We start from the raw sequence: 18449 nt of genomic DNA, 5'->3' as shown, positions 1-18449 counted from the left end.
CCACGGCGTCAGCCGGATTCGCCGGGGGACGGCGTGGTCTCGCGGACGCGCACCGGTTCGGTGGGGGCGGCGAGGAGTTCTTCGTCCAACGTGTACTTGTGCAGGTCGGACGGGTGAACGTCCGGTGCCGAGTGCTTCGACGCGCCGCCCTCGGCGGTGAAGCCGAACGACGCGCCCTCCTCCACGGTGTTCCAGGCCCAGCCCGACATGGACAGCCGCCACGTGTGCGTCGACGTCCAGTCGCCGGACCGGTCGTGCAGCACCTCCAGGTCCAGGTGCATCTCCGCCTGGCGCACCGGTCTGTCCCACCGGACGGAGAAGACGTAGAACTTGGCCACGGTGGTCTTGGGCAGGACGACGAACGGCATGAAGTCGTCAAGCTTGGCCTCGGTGATCATCGTGGACCGCAGGCCGCTGTGCGCCTCGTACTTCACCGGGTCGTACTCGCCGTGGCAGGGGAACACCTCGTACGCGTCCGGGATGGGCAGCGAGGTGTAGCGGAGCACGACGCGGACTCCGAGGACCCGCCCGACCTGCGTGCCGGAATTGGTGAAGCCCGCCGACAGCGCGAAGTGCGGCAACAGCCACGACTCGTCGTCGGACTCCATCCGGTGCACGCGCAGGGTGACCCGGTCGGCCGTGACGATCAGCCGGAACGGCGACAACTGGGCACGCCACAGCGTCACCGCCGCAACCGCCAACGCGAGCAACGACACGACGAGCGAAGCCCAAGCCGCCATTCGACCACCGTCTCACCAGGGGAACGCACCGAACCGGGACCACCGGCCGGCACCGGTGGTCCCGGACCAAGGTAGCGACCGATCCGGAGGTCGTCGGCCGTTCCCGTGGAGATCGCGCCCGCTTCCGCACCTCCCCGGGCTCAGGTCGTCGCGTCCCGGCGGAACAGGGACTTCGGCAGCAGCCACGTCAGGCGGTGGGAGCGCAGGACCGCCAACGGACCGATCACGGCCAGCAGCAGCACGTACCCCGCCACGAACGGGGCGACGCGGGAGTCCAGGCCCGCTGTCACCGCCATGGCCGCGAGCACCAGCGAGAACTCTCCCCGGGTGAGCACGGTCAGGCCGATGTCCACGCCCTGCTGCCGGTCGAACGAGTGCAGCTTCGCCGCGACCAGGCCCGCGCCGAGGTTGAGCACGATGGTCACCGCCACCGCCGCCAGCACCGGCACCACGACGCCGCCCACCGCGTTCGGGTCGATGCTCAGCCCGAAGATGAAGAAGAACAGCGCGCCGAACGCGTCCCTCAGCGGAAGCACGAGCTTGTGCACGCGCGGTGCGACGCCGGAGCCGCCGAGCACCGCGCCGACCATGAACGCGCCGATCGCGTCGGACACGCCCAGTTCGTGCGCCACCGCCGCGCCGGTCACCGCGACGCCGACGAAGCACACCACCAGCAGTTCGTCGTCGGCCGACCCGAACAGCCGGGTCACCACCCGGCCGCCCCAGCGGGCGATGGCGGCCAGCACCACCAGGAACAGCAACGCCTTGCCGAAGTCGAGCAGCGCCTGCACGCCGGACGTCCCGCCGAGCACCGGCTGGAGCACCGCCAGGTACAGGGCCAGGAACACGTCTTCGATCACGATGATGCCCATGACCAGGCGCGATTCGGGGTTGCGCAGCCGCTGGGCCTCGACCAGGAGCTTGGTGACGATCGCGGACGAGGAGATCCCGATGGCGCCGGCGACGACCAGCGCCTCCCGGGTGCCCCAACCGAGGACGAACCCGAACGCCAGCCCGCCGCCGATGTTGAGCGCCAGGTACCCGGTGCCGGCCAGGGCGAGCCTGCGCCCGCCGGCGACCAGGTCGTCCACCGAGAACTCCAGGCCGAGGTAGAACAGCAGGAACACCAGGCCGAGCCCCGCCAGCACGCCCATCTCGCTCGGGTCGCTCACCAGCGACAGGCCGGGCGTGTGGGGGCCGAACAGGATGCCCGCCACCATGAACAGCGGGATGGTGGGCAGTCCGATCCGGACGCCCGCGCGGCCGATGAGCCCGGCGGCGAGGAACGCCCCGCCGACCGCGAGCAGCGCGTGCCCCGTGCTCATCGACGGCCCTCCGCGCGCCGCGCCAGGAGGATCGCCACGGGCGCGGCCGTGAGCACCGTCGAGACGGTGCCGGCCACGACGCCGACCAGCAGCGCGGTGGCGAAGTCGGCGAGCGACCCGTCACCGAGCACCAGCAGCGCGGCGAGCACGAACAGCACGCCGATCCCGGTGTTCACGGTCCGGGGCACGGTCTGCAGCACGGCCGTCCCGACCACGTCGGCGTACGGGTCCTTCAGGCGTGCCCTGCGCAGTTCGCGCACCCGGTCGAACACCACCACCGAGTCGTTGACGGAGTAGCCGATGACCGTCAGCAGCGCGGCGAGGAAAACGCCGTCGGCGGTCTTGCCCAGCCACGCGAACACGCCGACGAGCACCACGACGTCGGTGACCAGCGCGACGACCGTGGCCACCCCCAGCCGCCAGTCGAACCGCACGGCCAGGTAGGCGAGCTGCGCGGCGACGGCGATGGCGAGCGCGATGAGCGCGTTGCGCCGCAGCTCGGCGCCGAGGCTGGGCCCGATCAGCTCGTTGCTGACCTGCTGCGCCCCTCCGGTGGCCTTGTTCACGGCCTCGGTGACGCGCGCGGCGGCGGCCTCGTCGATCGGGCCGGTGCGCACGGACACGCCGGTGTCGCCGGAGGTGGCGACGACCGCGTCGCCGAAGCCGGCGGCGGTCAGCTCGGCGCGCACCTCGCCCGCGTCCACGCCGGACGCGGTGTAGTCGAACATCCGGCCGCCGGTGAACTCGACGCCCAGTTCCAGGCCGCGCGCGAACAACCCGCCCAGGGCGACCAGCAGCATGACCCCGGCGGTGAGCAGCCACCGCTCCGGCCGCCGGAACAGCCGGATGCCCCGGCCGGTCAGCCACGTCCGGACGCGGCCGAGGTCGTGCAGGCCGCTCCACGCCGGTCGCCGCTCCAGCAGCGGCATGGCGAGCCGGAGCAGCACGCGGGTGAGGACCAGGGCGCTGAACAGCGATGCGAGGACGCCGATGGACAGCGTGACGCCGAACCCCTTGACTGGTCCGGTGGCCAGCCAGAACAGCAGCCCGGCGGCGAGCAGCGTGGTGACGTTGGAGTCCGCGACCGCGCTGAACGCGCCCTTGAACCCCTGGTCCACGGACCTGGGCAAGCGTTTGCGGCGGGCGTACTCCTCCCGGGACCGCTCGAAGACCAGCACGTTCGCGTCCACCGCCATGCCGATGGCCAGGACGAACCCGGCCAGGCCCGGCAGGGTCAGCGTGGCCCCGACCGCGAGCAGCGCCGCGTACGACAGGCCCGCGTAGCCGACCAGCGCGAGCACCGCGAGCAGCCCGGCCAGCCGGTAGGTGAAGATCAGGAACAGGCCGGTCAGCGCGATGCCGACGACGGCCGCCCGGCTGCTGGCCTCGATGGCCTCCGCGCCGAGCGTCGGGCCGACGGTCCGCTGCTCGACCACCTCGACCGGCACGGGCAGCGCGCCGGACCGGATGACCAGCGCCAGCTCCTCGGCCTCGGCCTTGGCGAACTTGCCGGTGATCTGGGTGCTGCCGCCGACCATCCCGGTGCGGCAGGGCACGGACGGGTCGACCTGCGGCGCGGAGACGACCTTGCCGTCCAGCACGAACGCGACCCGCCGCTGCGGGTCGCCGGGCGCGAAGCAGGCGGCCTCGCCGGTCACCCGCTGCCAGGTGGCCGGTGCGTCGCCCTGGAAGTCGACGGTCACCTGCCAGCCCGCGCCCTGCTGGTTGGGTGACGCCTGCGCGCCCTTGATGCCCTCGCCGGTCATGGCGACCGGGCCGAGCGACACCGAGTCACCGGGGTCCCCGGTGGGGGTGTCACCGGGTCCGGTGACGGGCTGCACGGCGAGTTGGGCGGTGCGGCCGAGCACGTCGATGGCCTCGGCCGGGTCCTGCACGCCGGGCAGCTCGACCACGATCCGGTGGTCGCCGGAGCGGGCGAGGACCGGTTCGGCGACGCCGAGTTCGTCGATCCGGCGGCGCAGCACCTCCACGGCCCGGTCGGTGTTGTCGGACGTGGCCTCGGACGGGGTTTCCAGCACGATCTGGGTGCCGCCGCGCAGGTCGAGGCCGAGGCGCGGTTGGCTGGTGAGCAGGATGAACGCGGACGCGGCGAGAACGCCGAGGGACAGCAGCCCTCGGACGAGCAGTTCCCGCCGCGCTGAGGAGCGTGGCATGGCGAGGTGACCTCCGGGGTCGGGGGGTGTGGGGTGCGACTACCGGAGGTGCGCGGGTGGCGCGCGTTCGCCGAGCGGGGCCTGGCCGGTGCGCTCGGGGGTGCGGTGGGTCGGGTCGACGACGTCCTCGGCCAGCCGGGGCTCCGGCGGGACGTGCACGGGCGGCTGCACGCCGTCCAGCGGCTGGCCGAGGTGGCCCTGCTGCTGCACGGGGTGCGCGACGACGCGGGTGGCGGTGCCGGGCAGGTGCGCGGCGTCGACGGTGGCGGAGACGGAGATCAGGTCGACCGGGTGGTGGTGCGCGGGACCGGCGACGACGAACCCGGCGAGCAGCGCCAGGAGCATCACCAACCGCGTCACGTCCGCCCCCTCTCCGCCCACCAGGTTAGCGGCCACCGCCCAGCACGACGACCGATCCGCCGACCAGCGCGCACAGCCAGGCGACGACGAGCGGCTGCATCGTCGTCGCGCCGAGGAACAGCGCGACCGCCCACCCGGCGAGCACGAGCGCGGCGATGCCGAACATCGTCGTGGCGGCGGCGACCAGCGGCCGGTGCCGGATGACGGCGGGCAGCGCCCGGCGCACCGCGCGCGGGGCGCGCACCAGCAGTTGGAGCACGACTGCGGCGACCCCGACGACCAGCACCCCGGCGAACCACCCGAGCAGCGGGGTCGGTTTCGGCATCCCGGCGAGCAGCAGCAGCAACCCGCCCGCGACCAGCAGCACCGCGAGCCGCGACAGCGCGGGCCGGATCAGCGCGTGCGCGGCGGTCAGCGCGTCACCCGCGGGCGGGCCGGGCGCGGCGGAGCGCTTGCGCCGCACGGTGGCGAGGTTGGCGCGCACGTCCTCGTCGGCGGGGTCGAGCCGCAGCGCGCCCCGGTACGCCCACTCGGCCGTGCCCCAGTCCCGCACGCGCAGCGCGGCGTCGCCGAGCACCTGGAACGCGCGCGCCTCGGTCGGTGCGAGCCGCGCGGCCTCCCGGCCGACGTCGACGGCCTCGCGCCGGCTGTCCGGTGCGGCGGACAGCACCTCGGCCAGCACGACCTGGCACCGCCAGTCGCCGGGCTTGCGCCGCACGCACTCGCGCGCCGCGACCACGGCCTCCGGGTGCCGGCCCAGCTCGCTCAACGCCAGGGCGGCCAGCCGCTGCGCCCACGCGTGGTCGCCGTCGAGCACGAGGGCGCGCTTGGCGGCGTCCAGGGCCGGGTCGGGTTGCCCGGCGTCCAGGTGCGCGGCGGCCAGTCGGCACCACGCCTCGGCGTGCAGCGGGTTGGCGGCCAGGGCGGGCCGCAACAGCTCGATGGCCCGCTGCGGGAACCCCCGAGCCGTGAGCTCCGCCGCGCGGACCACGACGGCGGCGATGGGCTCGGTCATCCGCACCTCCCGGACGTTCGCCGACAGTGTGACAGCGCCGACCGGCTTCCCGATCGGGTGACCAACGGCAGTCGGGTCGTCCGAGCGCTCAGTGCGGTGACCGGTGGGGCAGGCGGGTCGGCCGGCGACGATCACGAAGCGCTTGTCGGGGAGTGCACCAATTCCGTTCTCCTGGTCTGCGAACAGCGCAGCAATCGCCGCGACTCCTCCAGGGGAGTTCTTACGCGAGAAGGTATTGACAGATCTGTTCCGAGTCAAGATGTTCTCATCCGGGATGTGACCGGTTCCTGCGTATCATCGGTGTCATGAACGCGCCCGTCGACGCCGGTTGCGTCGCCCGATCCGGCCTGAATTGGCTGCTGCACCGGGCCGCGCAGAAGCTGGGGTCGGCCGCGCAGCAGGCGGCGGCGCGGCACGGCGTCACCACCCGGGGCCAGCTCGTGCTCAGCGCGCTGGTCAGCGAGGAGTTCCGGCGCTCGCAGCTCGCCCTGGGCCAGGCGCTGGGCCTGGACAAGACGACGCTGACCGCCGAGCTCGACCGGCTGGAGCGGGCCGGGCTGATCGTGCGCGAGCCCGACCCGGCAGACCGCCGCGTCCGGGTGCCGGTGATCACCGAGCGGGGGCGCGCGGTCCAGGCCGAGGTGGAGAAGCTCCACGTGCGGGTGGAAGCCGGGTTCACCGCCGGCCTGGAACCGGCCGAGGCGCACGCCCTGCGCGCGCTGTTGCAGCGCTTGATCCTGTCCGACCACGGGCCGGACAGCGGTTCCTGCCTCTGAACTCCGACCGGGTCGAGGTCCGGCGGGCCCCCGTCAGGCGAGGTCCGAGAGGGACGCCGTGCGCAACTGCTCGGGCGGGACGGCCGCCTGCACGTCGACCAGGTGCTGCAACGCCTCTCCGTCGTCCCACTGGTTCACGTTCATCGCCGCCCGGACCCGCCCCTCGCGCAGCCAGAACGCGGTGAAGTCCCGGCTGCCCAGGTCGCCCCGGACCACCAGCTCGTCCTCTTCGGCGTCGGCCAGGCCCCGGTACTCCATGCCCAGGTCGTACTGGTCGGAGAAGAAGTACGGGACAGCCGAGTACGGCTCGTCCGCGCCGAGCAGGGTGCCCGCGACGTGCTCGCCCTGGCCCCTGGCGTTCGCCCAGTGCTCGACCCGGACCCGGCGGCCGTAGCGGGGGTGGTCGTGGGCCGCGATGTCGCCGACGGCGCACACGTCCGGGTGCGACGTCCGCAGCGCCGCGTCCACGGCCACACCGCCCTCCGCGACGGCGAGACCCGCCCGCTCCGCCGGCCCGGTGTTCGGCTTCGCGCCCACGCCGAGCACGACCAGGTCGCCGCGCACCTCGGTGCCGTCGGCCAGCCGGACGCCGCCCGGGACGAACCCGTCCACGCCCACGCCCAGCCGCCAGCGGACGCCGTTGCGCTCATGCAGGTCGCGGAACACCGCGCCGACCACGGGACCGAGGACCCGGCGCAGCGGCAGGTCCACCGGGTCGACCACCGTGACGACCGCCCCGTGCGACCGGGCCGCCGCGGCGACCTCGCAGCCGATCCAGCCCGCGCCGACGACGACCACCTCCGGGCGCTCGACCAGGGCCGCGCGCAGGGCCACCGAGTCCTCGACCGTGCGGAGGGTGCGCGGGCGGGCCCGGTCCGCGCCGGGGACCGGGAGGGTGCGCGGCGTCGAGCCGGTCGCCAGCACCAATCGATCGTACGAGTGCGCTACTCCGTTCGTGTCCACGGCCGCCCGGTCGGTGAGACGCAGTTCGGCGATCTCGACACCCAAGCGGAGGTCCACGGCGCGGGACTCGTAGAAGTCCGGTTCGTGCACGGGATGGGGGCTCTCGGCGTTGCCGAGCAGCAGTTCCTTCGACAGGGCGGGCAGTTCGTACGGCCGGTGGGTCTCACGCCCGATGAGCACCAGCTCCCCGTCGTACCCCCGGTCCCGCAACGCGCCGGCGGCGGAGGCCCCGGCGAGGCCCGATCCGACTATCACGATCCGTTGCGGTTCAGCCATTTTTCACCCTCCCAGGTGACTGGAGTGATGACTCCGTGCGACGCTATCGACAGCTCGGCACGGTCGCCCGGCGGGATTCCCCGTCATGGCACCAACCCGCGTGCGTCTCACCTCCGCGAGCGCCCGGATTGGTCCGAGCGCCCGTGTCGAGACAGTGGGAGGTCCAGGGCCGTGGGTACAGGCAAGGAGTGGCAGATCTCCTGCCGCGACATCGCATCCCGTCGCCGTGACATGTCCGTGTTCGTCAGCCAGGGGCACGTGGTGGTCACCGTGCCGCCGGGCGAGGCCGCCGTGCTGACCCCGTTGGAGGTGGGGCGGCTGCGGGCGGCCCTGCGCGACGCGGTGGTGAACGCCTCGGGGATGCCGGAGAACTGATCCCGGCTCGGGCTCCGCGTCCAGCGACCTCGACTCCTCGGGTTCCCCCGGCCTGCCCGCGCGTCGTGCGGCGGTCCGGGACGTGCGCGTCGGTGTGGTTGTCGGCCGGTTCGGCGCGGTGCTTGAGGCCCGTCCGCCGATCCCGCGCCGCGCGCCGCCGACCCGGCGTGGACGGCCGATCGCCCTCCACCTCTTCCTACTCGCGGGTAGGTGGTGTCAGTATCGAAGCCGTGAGCACCGACCACCGGCAGGGCCACCCGGCAGAACCGCGAGCCGCCCGATGATCCGGGTCGAGAGCGCGCTGCGGACCCTCGTGGCGCTGACCAGGGCCGGCGTGGTGCGCCCGATGGGTCCCCGGCGGCTGCTCGGCGTCCTGGACGCGTACCTGCGCTGGGACCTCACCACCCCGTGCGGCTACGCGGTCGGGGCCGCGCGGCACCCCGACCGGCCGGCCGTAGTGGACGACCTGGGTTCGCTGTCGTACCGGGAGGTCGACGTGCGGACCACCCGGCTCGCGCACGGGCTGCGGGGGCTGGGCGCGGGAGCCGGCACCCGGGTGGCCGTGCTGTGCCGCAACCACCGGGGGTTCGTGGAGACCGTGACGGCGTGCGGGAAGCTGGGCGCGCACGTCGTGCTGCTGAACACCGGCCTGAGCGCCGTGCAGGTGGCGACCGTGCTGCGCGAGCAGGACGTGGCGGTGGTCGTAGCCGACGCGGAGTTCCGGGGACTGCTGGTCCGCGCGCCCCGCAGGGTCCGGCGGGTCACGGCGTGGGTGGACGGCGCGACCAGGAGCCGGACCGTGGAGCAGCTCATCGCCTCCTCGCCCGCCACTCCCCTGCCGAAGCGCCCGCCGCGCGGGCGGCTGATCGTGCTCACCTCCGGCACCACCGGAGCGCCCAAGGGGGCCAAGCGCTCCGAGCCCGCGTCGCTCGCCCCCGCCGCGACGGTGCTCGCCCGCATCCCGCTGAAGGCCGGCGAGCCGTTCTCGGTGCCCGCGCCGCTGTTCCACTCCTGGGGCCTGGCCGCGTTCCAGCTCGGGCTGGTGCTCGGTGCGACGCTCGTGCTGCGGCGCAGGTTCGACCCCGCCACGGCGCTCGCCGACGCCCGGCGGCACGGCAGCACCGCGCTGTTCGTGGTCCCCGTGATGCTGCAACGGGTGCTGGAGCTGGCCGACCGCCCGCACCTGCCCGCGCTGCGGGTGGTCGCGTCGAGCGGTTCGGCGCTGCCGCCGCCGGTCGCGCGGCGGTGCCTGCGGGAGTTCGGGCCGGTGCTCTACAACCTCTACGGGTCGACCGAGGTGTCCTGGGCGTCCATCGCCGGCCCCGACGAGTTGGAGCGCCACCCGGGCACGGCCGGGCGGCCACCGCCCGGGACCCGCCTGGAGGTGCTCGACGAGTCCGGGCGGCCGGTGCCGGCGGGGACGACCGGGCGGATCTTCGTCGGCAACGACATGCTGTTCGACGGCTACACCGACGGCGGCGGCAAGGAGGTCCGCGCCGGGCTGATGTCCACCGGCGACCTCGGCCGGCGGGACGGCTCCGGGCTGCTGTTCGTGGTCGGCCGGGACGACGAGATGATCGTCTCGGGCGGCGAGAACGTCCACCCGCGCGAGGTCGAGGACGTGATCGCGGGGATGGCGGGCGTCCGGGAGGTGGCCGTCGTCGGCGTCCCGGACGAGCGGTTCGGGCAGCGGCTGGTCGCCTACGTGGTGCGCGCGGGGGCCGGCCCGCCCGACGAGGACGCGGTCCGCGCGCACGTCCGGGACCGCCTGGCGACGTTCTCGGTGCCGCGCGAGGTGGTCTTCCTCGACGCGCTGCCGCGCAACGCGACCGGAAAGGTGCTCAAGCGGGAGCTCGGGTGAGTATCCTTCGGCCTTCGAGGGGGCTGCCGGATGACGATTCCCGTTCAGCGAGCGGCCGATCCCCGCGCCAACGCCGTGGCGAACCTGGGCGAGGCGCGGATGGCCCTGGACGAGGGCCGTCCCGGGGACGCGATGGAGTTCGCGGAGAAGGCCGTCGCGGCGTTCTCCTGGTTGGACGACGCCGAGGGCGTGGCGCAGGGCGTGCTGGCGCAGTCCGTGGCGCTGGGCAAGCGAGGGCTGCTGCCGGGCGCGCTGGACACCATCGACCGGGTGCAGCAGATCGCCACCGCCAACCGGCACGTGCTGCTCCAGGCGTGGTGCAGCTTCTCCCGCGCCGTGGTGGAGCTGCGGCTGGACTCGCGGGAGCGGTCGCTGCACTCGCTGGCGCGGGCGCTGGGCCTGGCCGAGCTGACCGGCGACGCCGAGCTGATCGGCTCGGTCCTCTACGAGCAGGCCACCCTGATGCGCACGCAGTACCACGAGCACTGCATGATCCGGGCCGAGGCGACCCGGTGCAGCCCGGACGGCGAGCCGTGCGTGCGCAAGCTGCGACGCGCCGAAGCGCTGTGCGCGCAGGTCCGGGACCGGTGGAAGAGCCTGGACGAGCCGGTGCGGATGGCCCGGGTCAACCTGCTGCTCGCGCACGTCCGGCTGGACCTGGGCGAGCTGGACCGGGCGCTGCGCTCGTGCCAGCGGGCCGACCAGCTGCTGGCCGGGCGGGAGCGGCCCGTGCTGCGGGCGGAGCTGCTGATGGCGCGGGCCCGGGTCAACGGCGCGCGCGGCCGGACCGCCGACCAGGTCCGGCAGCTCACGCAGGCCGCCGAACTGGCGATGGGCTGCCTGGCTCGGGAGGTGGCGGTGCGGGCGCACGGCGCGCTGAGCGTCGCGCACGAGCGGGCCGGGCAGCTCGGGGTGGCGCTGCACCACGCCCGCGCCCAGCTCGACCAGTACCGGCTGTGGGAACTCCAGGAGGGCCGCGACCTGCTGCGGATGCGGGAGCACGACCTGTCGGCGCGGCTGGTCGAGCAGCTCGCGCACCACCGGTTCGAACCGCGCCGGGAGAACACCGTGGTCCGCGCGCCCCGGCACGAGCCGCCGCTGCGCACGTCGTCCTCGGCCGAGCAGGTCAACCGGCGGATCGCGCGCGCGTTGGCGGCGGGGCTGACCAAGCGGGGCATCGAGGTGCTGCGGCGGGTGGCCGGCGGGGCCAGCACGGCGGCCATCGCGGAGGAGCTGGAGCTGTCCCCGAAGACCGTCCAGAACCACCTCCAGCGGATCTACCGGACCCTCGGCGTCCGGGACCGCGCGGGGGCGGCGGTGTGGTGGCTCGACCTCGTCGACGATTCCACGGGCTGAGACGCGTAACCGGGCGAACGGCCGTCTCGTTGCCGCCAATGGTGGGATGTTCACGACAACCGGAACGTCACGCTTGGGGGATTTGCCTATCCCGGTGCGACGAAAGTGGGTGATGAGCCGGATGACACCTGTGTGTCATGCTCCGCTTGGACGCTCGTCCCTGCGTCCCCTGGCGAAGCGGCGGTAGTGCGATGCGGGTGGTCGGTGGGCCTGGGAGCCCGCGGGTGGTCGCCCTGCGGCGACGCGGGCCCGTCCTGCCGCACCGCACCGCCCCGACCGCCCACGGCACCGGGCGGACGGCCGGCGCGCGGCCCGTCCGCCACCCCCAGCAGCGTCTCCGGCTCACGCAGCCGCGACACTCATCCGGCACTCCCGGGGCCGGACGGCGTCCGACGCCGCCGACGTGTCGCGCGCAGCCGAGCGCCGAACCACGCGCCGGCCCCGACCGGCCACCCCGGCGACGACCCCGGTCGTCGTCCTCCTCCAGGCCGCTACCAACGAATGGAGCTTGACGATGGTTGTTAACGCGATCCGCCGGATCCTCGCCGTCGTGGCCCTCTGCGCCGGGCTCGGAGCCGTCCTGGCCGCGCCCGCGACTGCGGAGGTGCAGGGCGAGGGCACCTCGACGGACATCTTCATGCCGCCGTACGTCGCGCCGTAGAGCCACACCCCCGAGGCCGGGTCCGCGTCCGCGCGGGCCCGGCCTTGGGGCATTGTGGACCGGTGAGCACCGATCAGTTGAGCCTGCGCGCGCCCCGGCACCGGGTGAGCCGCAAGTCGATCACCCTGTGGACGTTGACCGCCGCGATCGGCTGGGCGGTGGTGCTGGTGCCGCAGGCCGTGGCGCTGGTGTTCAGCCGTTCGCCGTGGCAGGTGGCGGTGGCCTCGGCGACGCTGGTCGCGGCGGTCGCGCACACCGCGGTCATGCCGCGCTGGCGGTACCGGGTGCACCGCTGGGAGGCCACGCCGGAGGCGGTGTACACGCTGGCGGGCTGGCTGAACCAGGAGTGGCGGATCGCGCCGGTCTCGCGCATCCAGACCGTCGACACCAAGCGCGGCCCGTTGCAGCAGCTGCTGGGCCTGTCGACGGTGACCGTGACGACGGCGTCCGCTGCGGGCCCGGTGCACATCGAGGGCTTGGACCACGCCGACGCCGTGCGGCTGGCCGACGAGCTGACCAGCACCACCCAGGCCACACCGGGGGACGCGACGTGAACCCGGAGCAGGGCGGCGGTCCGGCCCCCACCGGAGGAGCGCTCCCGCCCGCGGAGTTCCCGGCGGCCCCGGCGTTCGTGGAGCCGGTGGTGGACTGGCACCGGCTGGACGTGCGGATGCTGGTCGTCCGGCCGCTCAACGAGATCATCGGCCTGGTGCCGGTGTTCGTCGGCCTGGTCGTGCTGGGCCGGGGCGAGGGCTGGCGGATCGTGGCCGGTGCCGGCGTGATCGGCGCGATCGTGCTGTTCGGCCTGCTGCGCTGGATGACCACCCGCTACCGGATCACCGACGACCAGGTCGAGATCACCACCGGGCTGCTCGTGCGCAAGCGCCTGGCGGTGCCCCGGGACCGCATCCGGACCGTGGACCTGACCGCGAAGCTCGGGCACCGGCTGTTCGGCCTGTCCGCGATCCGGGTCGGCACCGGGCAGCGCGACCAGCCCGGCGAGGACGGGCTGACGCTCGACGCGGTCTCGTCGGCCGAGGCGGAGCGGCTGCGCCTGCTGCTGCTGACCCGGGTCGTGCGCGACGCCCCCGGCGCGGTCGACGACGCCGAGGAGCCGGGCGAGGGCGTAGCACTGTCCTCCTGGGACGCGCGGTGGCTGCGGTTCGCGCCGCTGACGCTGTCCGGGCTGGTCGCGGTCGGCGCGCTGTTCGGCCTGACGGCGAACTTCGCGCGGGAACTGGAGGTCGAGGTCCTCGGGCCGCTCACCGAGGCCGCGCACTGGGTGATGGACCAGCCGGTCGGGCTGACCGCCGGACTGCTGGCGGGCGCGGTGCTGGTGATCGCCGGGTTCGGCTCGGTGGTCGTGTACGTGGTGCAGTTCTGGGGCTACCAACTGACCCGCGAGCCCGACGACACCGTCCGGGTGCGCCGGGGCCTGCTGACCACGCGGTCGGTCTCGGTCGCCGAGCAGCGGCTGCGCGGCGTGGAGGTCGCCGAGCCGCTGCTGCTGCGGGCCGGGCGCGGCGCGCACGCGAAGACCGTGACGACGGGGTTGGGCCGCAAGGGCGAGAGCAGCCTGCTGCTGCCGCCCGCGCCGGTCGCCGAGGCGCACCGGGTGACGGCGGAGGTGCTGCGGCAGACGCCGCCGCCCACCCGGGCCGCGCTGCGCCGGCACCCGGTCGCGGCGTTGCGCCGGCGGATGGTGCGCGCGGTGGTGCCGCTGCTGGTGCTCGCGGCGGCGCTGGCGTTCTTCGCGCCGGCGTGGACGTGGCAGGTGGCGCTGGCGCTGGTGCCGTTCTCGGCGCTGCTGGGCTGGGACCGGTACCGCTCGCTGGGCCACGCGCTCACCGACCGGTACCTGGTCGCCCGGCAGGGGTCGGCGGTGCGCGGGACGTTCGCGCTGCAGCGCACCGGCATCATCGGCTGGCGGGTGTCGCGGTCGTTCTTCCAGCGCCGGGCCGGGCTGGTGACGATCTCGGCGACGACCGCCGCCGGGGACGGCGCGTACCACGTGGTCGACGTCGGCGAGGCCGAGGGCCTGGCGCTGGCCGAGGAGGCCGTGCCGGACCTGCTGCGGCCGTTCCTGGAGAGGTGAGTGGGGCGCCCGTCACCCCCCGGGACCGGGAGGACCCGCGTTCACGGCGGTCACGCGGGTCCGACGCCCTGCTGCGCCTCTCCCCCCTCCAAGCGCCCCACTCACTCGCGCCGACCGCCCAACGATCCGCGCTCCTGAGCACGTTAGGGGGTGCGGGTGGAGGTACCCCTGTAGCCGCCTCGACCGACCTCCACCTGCGGCGACGCCCCGGAGCGGGGCGGTGATCGGCAATACCGGCGGCAACCGGGCCGCGACGCTGCCACGATTGGGCCCATGCGCGACGCCCACCAGCTCACGCGATTCGCCCGCGCGGTGCGCGAACACCGGCTGGGCGCCGGGATGACCCAGGCGGAGCTGGCCACCCGCTCCGGCGTGAGCGTCCGGACCATCCGCGCCGTCGAGCAGGGGCGGGCGACCCGCCCGCACGCCACCTCGTTGGCCAAGCTGGCGGCGGCAGTCGGGCTGGTCTGGCCGCCGGGCGGCCCCCGGATCGGCGTGCTGGGCTCGCTGGAGGTGGAGGTCGACGGCCCCGTGCGCTGGGAGTCGCGCAAGTCCCGGGTGCTGCTGGCGGTGCTCGCCGTGCACCCCGGGCACCCGGTGTCCCGGGCCGAGATCGTCGACCTGCTGTGGGGCGAGGACGTGCCGGCCACGTGGCAGAACCTGGTGCACGGCTACGTCGCGCGGGTGCGGGCCGCGCTGGACGACCCGTCGGCGGTGCGCGCGTCCCGGCACGGCTACCGGCTCGTGGTGGAGGACCTGGACCTGCTGCGCTTCGACGCGCTGGTCGCGCGGGCGCGCGGGGAGCGGCCGGCCGAGGCGGTCCGGCTGCTGGCGGAGGCGCTGGACCTGTGGCGCGGGCCGGTGCTGGCCGACCTGCCCGACGTCGTCCGCAACCACCCGACCGCGCACGCGGTCGCCGCCCGCCGGACCGCCGCCGCGCTGCGGCTGGCCGACCTCGCCCTGGACCACGGCGCGGCCGGCGCGGCGGTGGACCACCTGCGCCGGCTCGTGGTCGAGGAGCCGCTGCACGAGGGCCTGCACGCCCGGCTGGTGCGGGCGCTGGCGGCGGACGGCAGGCAGGCCGCCGCGCTGGAGGAGTTCGCCCGCGTCCGGGCCCGCCTGGTGGGCGAGCTGGGCGTCGAGCCCGGTGCCGAGCTGCGGGACGCGCACGTCCGGGTGCTGCGCCGCGACCTGCCGGAGCCGCCGCGCCTGGTGCCCGCCCAGCTCCCGGTGGCGACCGGCCACTTCACCGGCCGCCGCGCGCAGCTGTCCCGGTTGGACGGTCTGCTCGCCGGGCAGGACCGGGCGGTCGGCATCACCGCCATCGCCGGCACGGCGGGCGTCGGCAAGACCGCGCTGGCCGTGCGCTGGGCGAACCGGGTGCGCGACCGGTTCCCGGACGGCCAGCTCTACATCGACCTGCGCGGGTTCGCCGAGCACGAGCCGGTCCGGCCGGTCGAGGCGCTCGGGCGGTTCCTGCGGGCCTTCGGCGTGCCGCCGGAGCGGGTGCCGGCCGACCCGGACGAGGCCGCCGCGCTGTACCGGTCGACGCTGGCGGGCCGCCGGGTGCTGGTGGTGCTGGACAACGCGGTGGGCGCGGCGCAGGTCCGCCCGCTGCTGCCCAGCGGTCCGGGCAGCCTGGCGCTGATCACCAGCCGCGACCGCCTGGGCGGGATGGCCGCGCACGAGGGGCTGGTGCGGCTTGCGCTCGACGTGCTGTCCCCCGAGGACGCGCGGGCGCTGCTGGAACGGGCGCTCGGCGCGGACCGCGTGGCGGCGGAACCCGACGCCGCCCGGCAGCTGGCCGAGCTGTGCGCGCACCTGCCGCTGGCGCTGCGGGTGGTCGCGGCGAACCTGGCCGACCAGCCGCACCGGGCGCTGGCCGACCAGGTCGTGGCGCTGCGCGAGGGCAACCGCCTGGGCCGGCTCAGCATCGACGGCACCGAGGAGGTCGCCGTGCGCACCGCGTTCGAGCTGTCCTACCGAAGACTCCCCGACCCCCACCGCCGGCTGTTCCGGCTGCTGGGGGTCGTGCCCGGACCGCACTTCACGGCCGACGCGGCGGCGGCGCTGCTGGGCACCGACCCGCGAGCCGCCGAGCACGGCCTGCGGGTCCTCTCGTCCGCGCACCTGGTCCAGGAGGTCGCACCCGACCGGTACGGCTTCCACGACCTGCTGCGCCTCTACGCCCGCGAACTCGCCGAACCGGAAATCGCTGCGGCACAGCGGTTATACCGCTGGTACCTGGAACGCGCGGACGGCGCGGCCCGCACCGCGTACCCGCACATGCTGAGGCTGCCGGCGGACATCGGCGGCAGCGCGTCGTTCGAGGACCCGGAAGCCGCCCTGGCGTGGCTCAACGACGAGGTGCCCAACCTGGCCGCCGCCGTCGCCGACCGCCGCTTCCCGGGCCTGGCCGGCGACGCCTGCCTGCTGGCCGACGCGCTGCGCGGATACTTCTGGTTGACCATGAAGACCGGCCTGTGGGAGGCGACCGCCGAAGCGGCCCTGGCCCTGGCCCGCGCCGGGGGCGACACCGCGGCGGCGGCTGCCGCGAGCCTGAGCCTGAGCAGCGCGAAGCTGCGCGCCAGCGACCAGGTGGCGGCGGCCGGGCAGAGCGCCGTCACCCTGGACCTGGCCCGCGCCGCCTCGTGGGTCGACGGCGAGGTGGCGGCGAGCGGGACCCTGGGTGCGTCCCTCTACCACCTGGGCGACCTGGAACGGGCGACCGCGCACCTCACCGACACGCTCCGGTTGGCCGGGTCGGAGCAGACCCGGTGCACCACGCTGGTCCTGCTCGGCAACGCGGCTTACGTCGGCGGCGACCTGGACCTGGCCGCCCGGCGCTACCAGGAGGCGGCGGACCTGTGTCGCGCCATCGGGTCGCACTACGTGGAGGCGATGGCGGTCGGCGCGATGGCGGGCGTGCTGCGCCGGCGCGGCCTGGTCGCGGAGGCGCGCGAGCACGGGCTGCACTCGCTGGCGTTCTTCCGGGAGATCGGCGACCTGGCCTCGGAGAGCCAGACCCTGGTCGTGCTGGCCGAGGTGGAGTTCGCGGCGGGCGACCCGAGGACCGCGCTGGCCACGGCGGAGGTCGCGCTGGAACGCAACCGCCGGACCGGCGAGCGCGCCGCCGAGCTGGACGCCCTGAACTGCCTGGGCGCGATCCACACCGCCTTGGGCGACCACGCCCGTGCCCGCGCGCTGCACGGCGAGGCCCTCGCCCTGGCCCGGCGGATCAGCTCGCCCTACACCGAGGCGCAGTCACTGGTCGGCCTCGGTGACGAGGAGTCGTTGCGGGCAGCCTCGGCGTTGGCCGACCGCCACGGTTTCGGCTTGGTGCACCAGGACATCCGCGCCCGGCGTGAGACATCCGGACCGCACTAGGGCCTGTCCGGTGTCGTGATCGGTTTCCGAGCACTGTGGCGTCTGGCCGGGGCGGACTACCCGACTGTGCGGAACGTCGTCCGGTAGGCGCTGGGCGACACCCCGACCAGTGCGCTCATCTGCTGCCGCAGTGCCGCCCCGGTGCCGAACCCGGCGTGCCGGGCCACCTGGTCGACGCCGAGTTCGGTCGTCTCCAACAGGTGCCGGGCCCGTTCCACCCGCTGCTGGGTGATCCACTTGCCGGGGCTGACGCCGGTCTCCTCCCGGAACCGCCGGGTGAACGTCCGCACGCTCATCCGCGCGTACTCGGCCAGCGCCCGCAGTTCCAGCGGCTCGTCCAGGTGCGCCAACGCGTACGCGCGGGCGGGCGCGGTGGACGCGTCCGCCGCGTCGGGCACCGGGCGCACGATGAACTGCGACTGCCCGCCCGGCCGCCACGGCGGCACCACGCACCGGCGCGCGGCGGCGTTGGCGACCTCCACGCCGTGGTCGTTGCGCACCAGGTGCAGGCACAGGTCGACGCCCGCGCCGACACCGGCCGACGTGAGCACGTCGCCGTCGTCCACGAACAGCACGTCCGGGTCGAGTTCGACGTGCGGGAACAGCCGCCGGAAGTTGTCGGCGTGCATCCAGTGCGTGGTCGCCCTGCGCCCGTCCAGCAGCCCCGCTGCGGCGAGCACGAACGCCCCCGTGCAGATCGACACCACGCGCGCGCCCCGTGCCGCTGCGGCGCGCAAGGCGTCGCGCACGTCGTCCTCGACCGTGCCGTCCGCCAGCACCTGCGCGCCGAACTGCACGCCGGCGACGAGCACGGTGTCCGCCTCGGCGAACAGCTCCAGCCCGTGGTCGGGGGTGATCGTGTACTGCGCGGCGCTGCGCACCGGACGTGCGCCCGGCGTGCACACGCGCACCTGGTAGAAGCGCTCGTCGTCCTCGTCGCGGGCGGCGTTCAGGATCTGCGTCGGCGTCCCGAGGTCGAACCCCACGACGTGGTCCAGCGCCAAGACGGCCACCGAATGCACCATGGCCCGATTCTTGCACATGATGGCCTTCAGGCCACTGGTCCGGTGACCGGCCGTCGAGCA

15 protein-coding genes are annotated in these 18449 nt (G+C 74.7%); 8 read left to right on the top strand and 7 right to left on the bottom strand.

The genetic code is table 11. The annotated features are described in order from the left end of the window. Positions 1-8: 8 nt before the first annotated feature. From AB0I60_RS15835 to AB0I60_RS15815, 5 genes are all read right to left on the bottom strand, one after another. Complete coding sequence (locus AB0I60_RS15835; protein WP_360730168.1) at positions 9-740, bottom strand: hypothetical protein; 732 nt, start codon at positions 738-740, stop codon at positions 9-11. Between the two features lie 140 nt (positions 741-880). Then, entirely contained in the window at positions 881-2065 is a 1185-nt protein-coding gene (locus AB0I60_RS15830; protein WP_360730165.1) for a cation:proton antiporter, read from the bottom strand. Continuing rightward, positions 2062-4239, bottom strand: a complete 2178-nt coding sequence (gene secD, locus AB0I60_RS15825; protein WP_360730162.1) for a protein translocase subunit SecD — start codon at positions 4237-4239, stop codon at positions 2062-2064. The genes AB0I60_RS15830 and secD overlap by 4 nt, the downstream gene beginning before the upstream one ends. Positions 4240-4278: 39 nt before the next feature. After that, entirely contained in the window at positions 4279-4599 is a 321-nt protein-coding gene (locus tag AB0I60_RS15820) for a hypothetical protein (protein WP_360730159.1), read from the bottom strand. Positions 4600-4624: 25 nt separating this feature from the next. Beyond that, the gene (locus AB0I60_RS15815) at positions 4625-5614 is read right to left on the bottom strand and encodes a hypothetical protein (protein WP_360730156.1); all 990 of its coding nucleotides are present in this window, start codon (positions 5612-5614) and stop codon (positions 4625-4627) included. A 305-nt stretch (positions 5615-5919) separates the two neighbouring features. On the opposite strand from AB0I60_RS15815, the gene AB0I60_RS15810 reads away from it, so the two are divergent. Then, the gene (locus AB0I60_RS15810) at positions 5920-6390 is read left to right on the top strand and encodes a MarR family winged helix-turn-helix transcriptional regulator (RefSeq protein WP_360730154.1); all 471 of its coding nucleotides are present in this window, start codon (positions 5920-5922) and stop codon (positions 6388-6390) included. 33 nt (positions 6391-6423) lie between these two features. Here the strand turns inward: AB0I60_RS15810 and AB0I60_RS15805 are convergent, their stop codons facing one another. Further along, positions 6424-7629, bottom strand: a complete 1206-nt coding sequence (locus AB0I60_RS15805) for an FAD-dependent oxidoreductase (protein ID WP_360730151.1) — start codon at positions 7627-7629, stop codon at positions 6424-6426. A gap of 171 nt (positions 7630-7800) precedes the next feature. Here AB0I60_RS15805 and AB0I60_RS15800 point away from each other — a divergent pair, with 171 nt between their 5' ends. From AB0I60_RS15800 to AB0I60_RS15770, 7 genes are all read left to right on the top strand, one after another. Further along, positions 7801-8004, top strand: a complete 204-nt coding sequence (locus AB0I60_RS15800) for a hypothetical protein (protein ID WP_360730148.1) — start codon at positions 7801-7803, stop codon at positions 8002-8004. Between the two features lie 280 nt (positions 8005-8284). Continuing rightward, positions 8285-9865, top strand: a complete 1581-nt coding sequence (locus AB0I60_RS15795) for an AMP-binding protein (RefSeq protein WP_360730145.1) — start codon at positions 8285-8287, stop codon at positions 9863-9865. Positions 9866-9895: 30 nt separating this feature from the next. After that, a complete protein-coding gene (locus AB0I60_RS15790; RefSeq protein WP_360730143.1) occupies positions 9896-11221 on the top strand; it encodes a LuxR C-terminal-related transcriptional regulator in 1326 nt (441 codons plus the stop codon). Positions 11222-11735: 514 nt separating this feature from the next. Then, positions 11736-11882, top strand: a complete 147-nt coding sequence (locus AB0I60_RS15785; protein WP_360730140.1) for a hypothetical protein — start codon at positions 11736-11738, stop codon at positions 11880-11882. 62 nt (positions 11883-11944) lie between these two features. Continuing rightward, positions 11945-12436, top strand: coding sequence for a PH domain-containing protein (locus tag AB0I60_RS15780; RefSeq protein ID WP_360730137.1), 492 nt, complete (start codon positions 11945-11947; stop codon positions 12434-12436). After that, entirely contained in the window at positions 12433-13977 is a 1545-nt protein-coding gene (locus AB0I60_RS15775) for a PH domain-containing protein (protein ID WP_360730135.1), read from the top strand. Before AB0I60_RS15780 ends, AB0I60_RS15775 begins: the two co-directional genes overlap by 4 nt. A gap of 273 nt (positions 13978-14250) precedes the next feature. After that, entirely contained in the window at positions 14251-17364 is a 3114-nt protein-coding gene (locus AB0I60_RS15770; RefSeq protein WP_360730133.1) for a BTAD domain-containing putative transcriptional regulator, read from the top strand. A 56-nt stretch (positions 17365-17420) separates the two neighbouring features. Here AB0I60_RS15770 and AB0I60_RS15765 read toward each other — a convergent pair whose 3' ends face one another. Next, on the bottom strand, positions 17421-18407 hold the full coding sequence (locus tag AB0I60_RS15765) for a helix-turn-helix domain-containing protein (RefSeq protein ID WP_360730130.1): 987 nt from the start codon (positions 18405-18407) through the stop codon (positions 17421-17423). Between the last annotated feature and the right edge of the window lie 42 nt (positions 18408-18449).

This window comes from Actinosynnema sp. NPDC050436 (assembly GCF_040655415.1).
Lineage (GTDB): Bacteria > Actinomycetota > Actinomycetes > Mycobacteriales > Pseudonocardiaceae > Actinosynnema.
The sequence above is the reverse complement of the archived record's forward strand: the minus strand, read 5'-3'. Positions and strand labels throughout refer to the sequence as shown.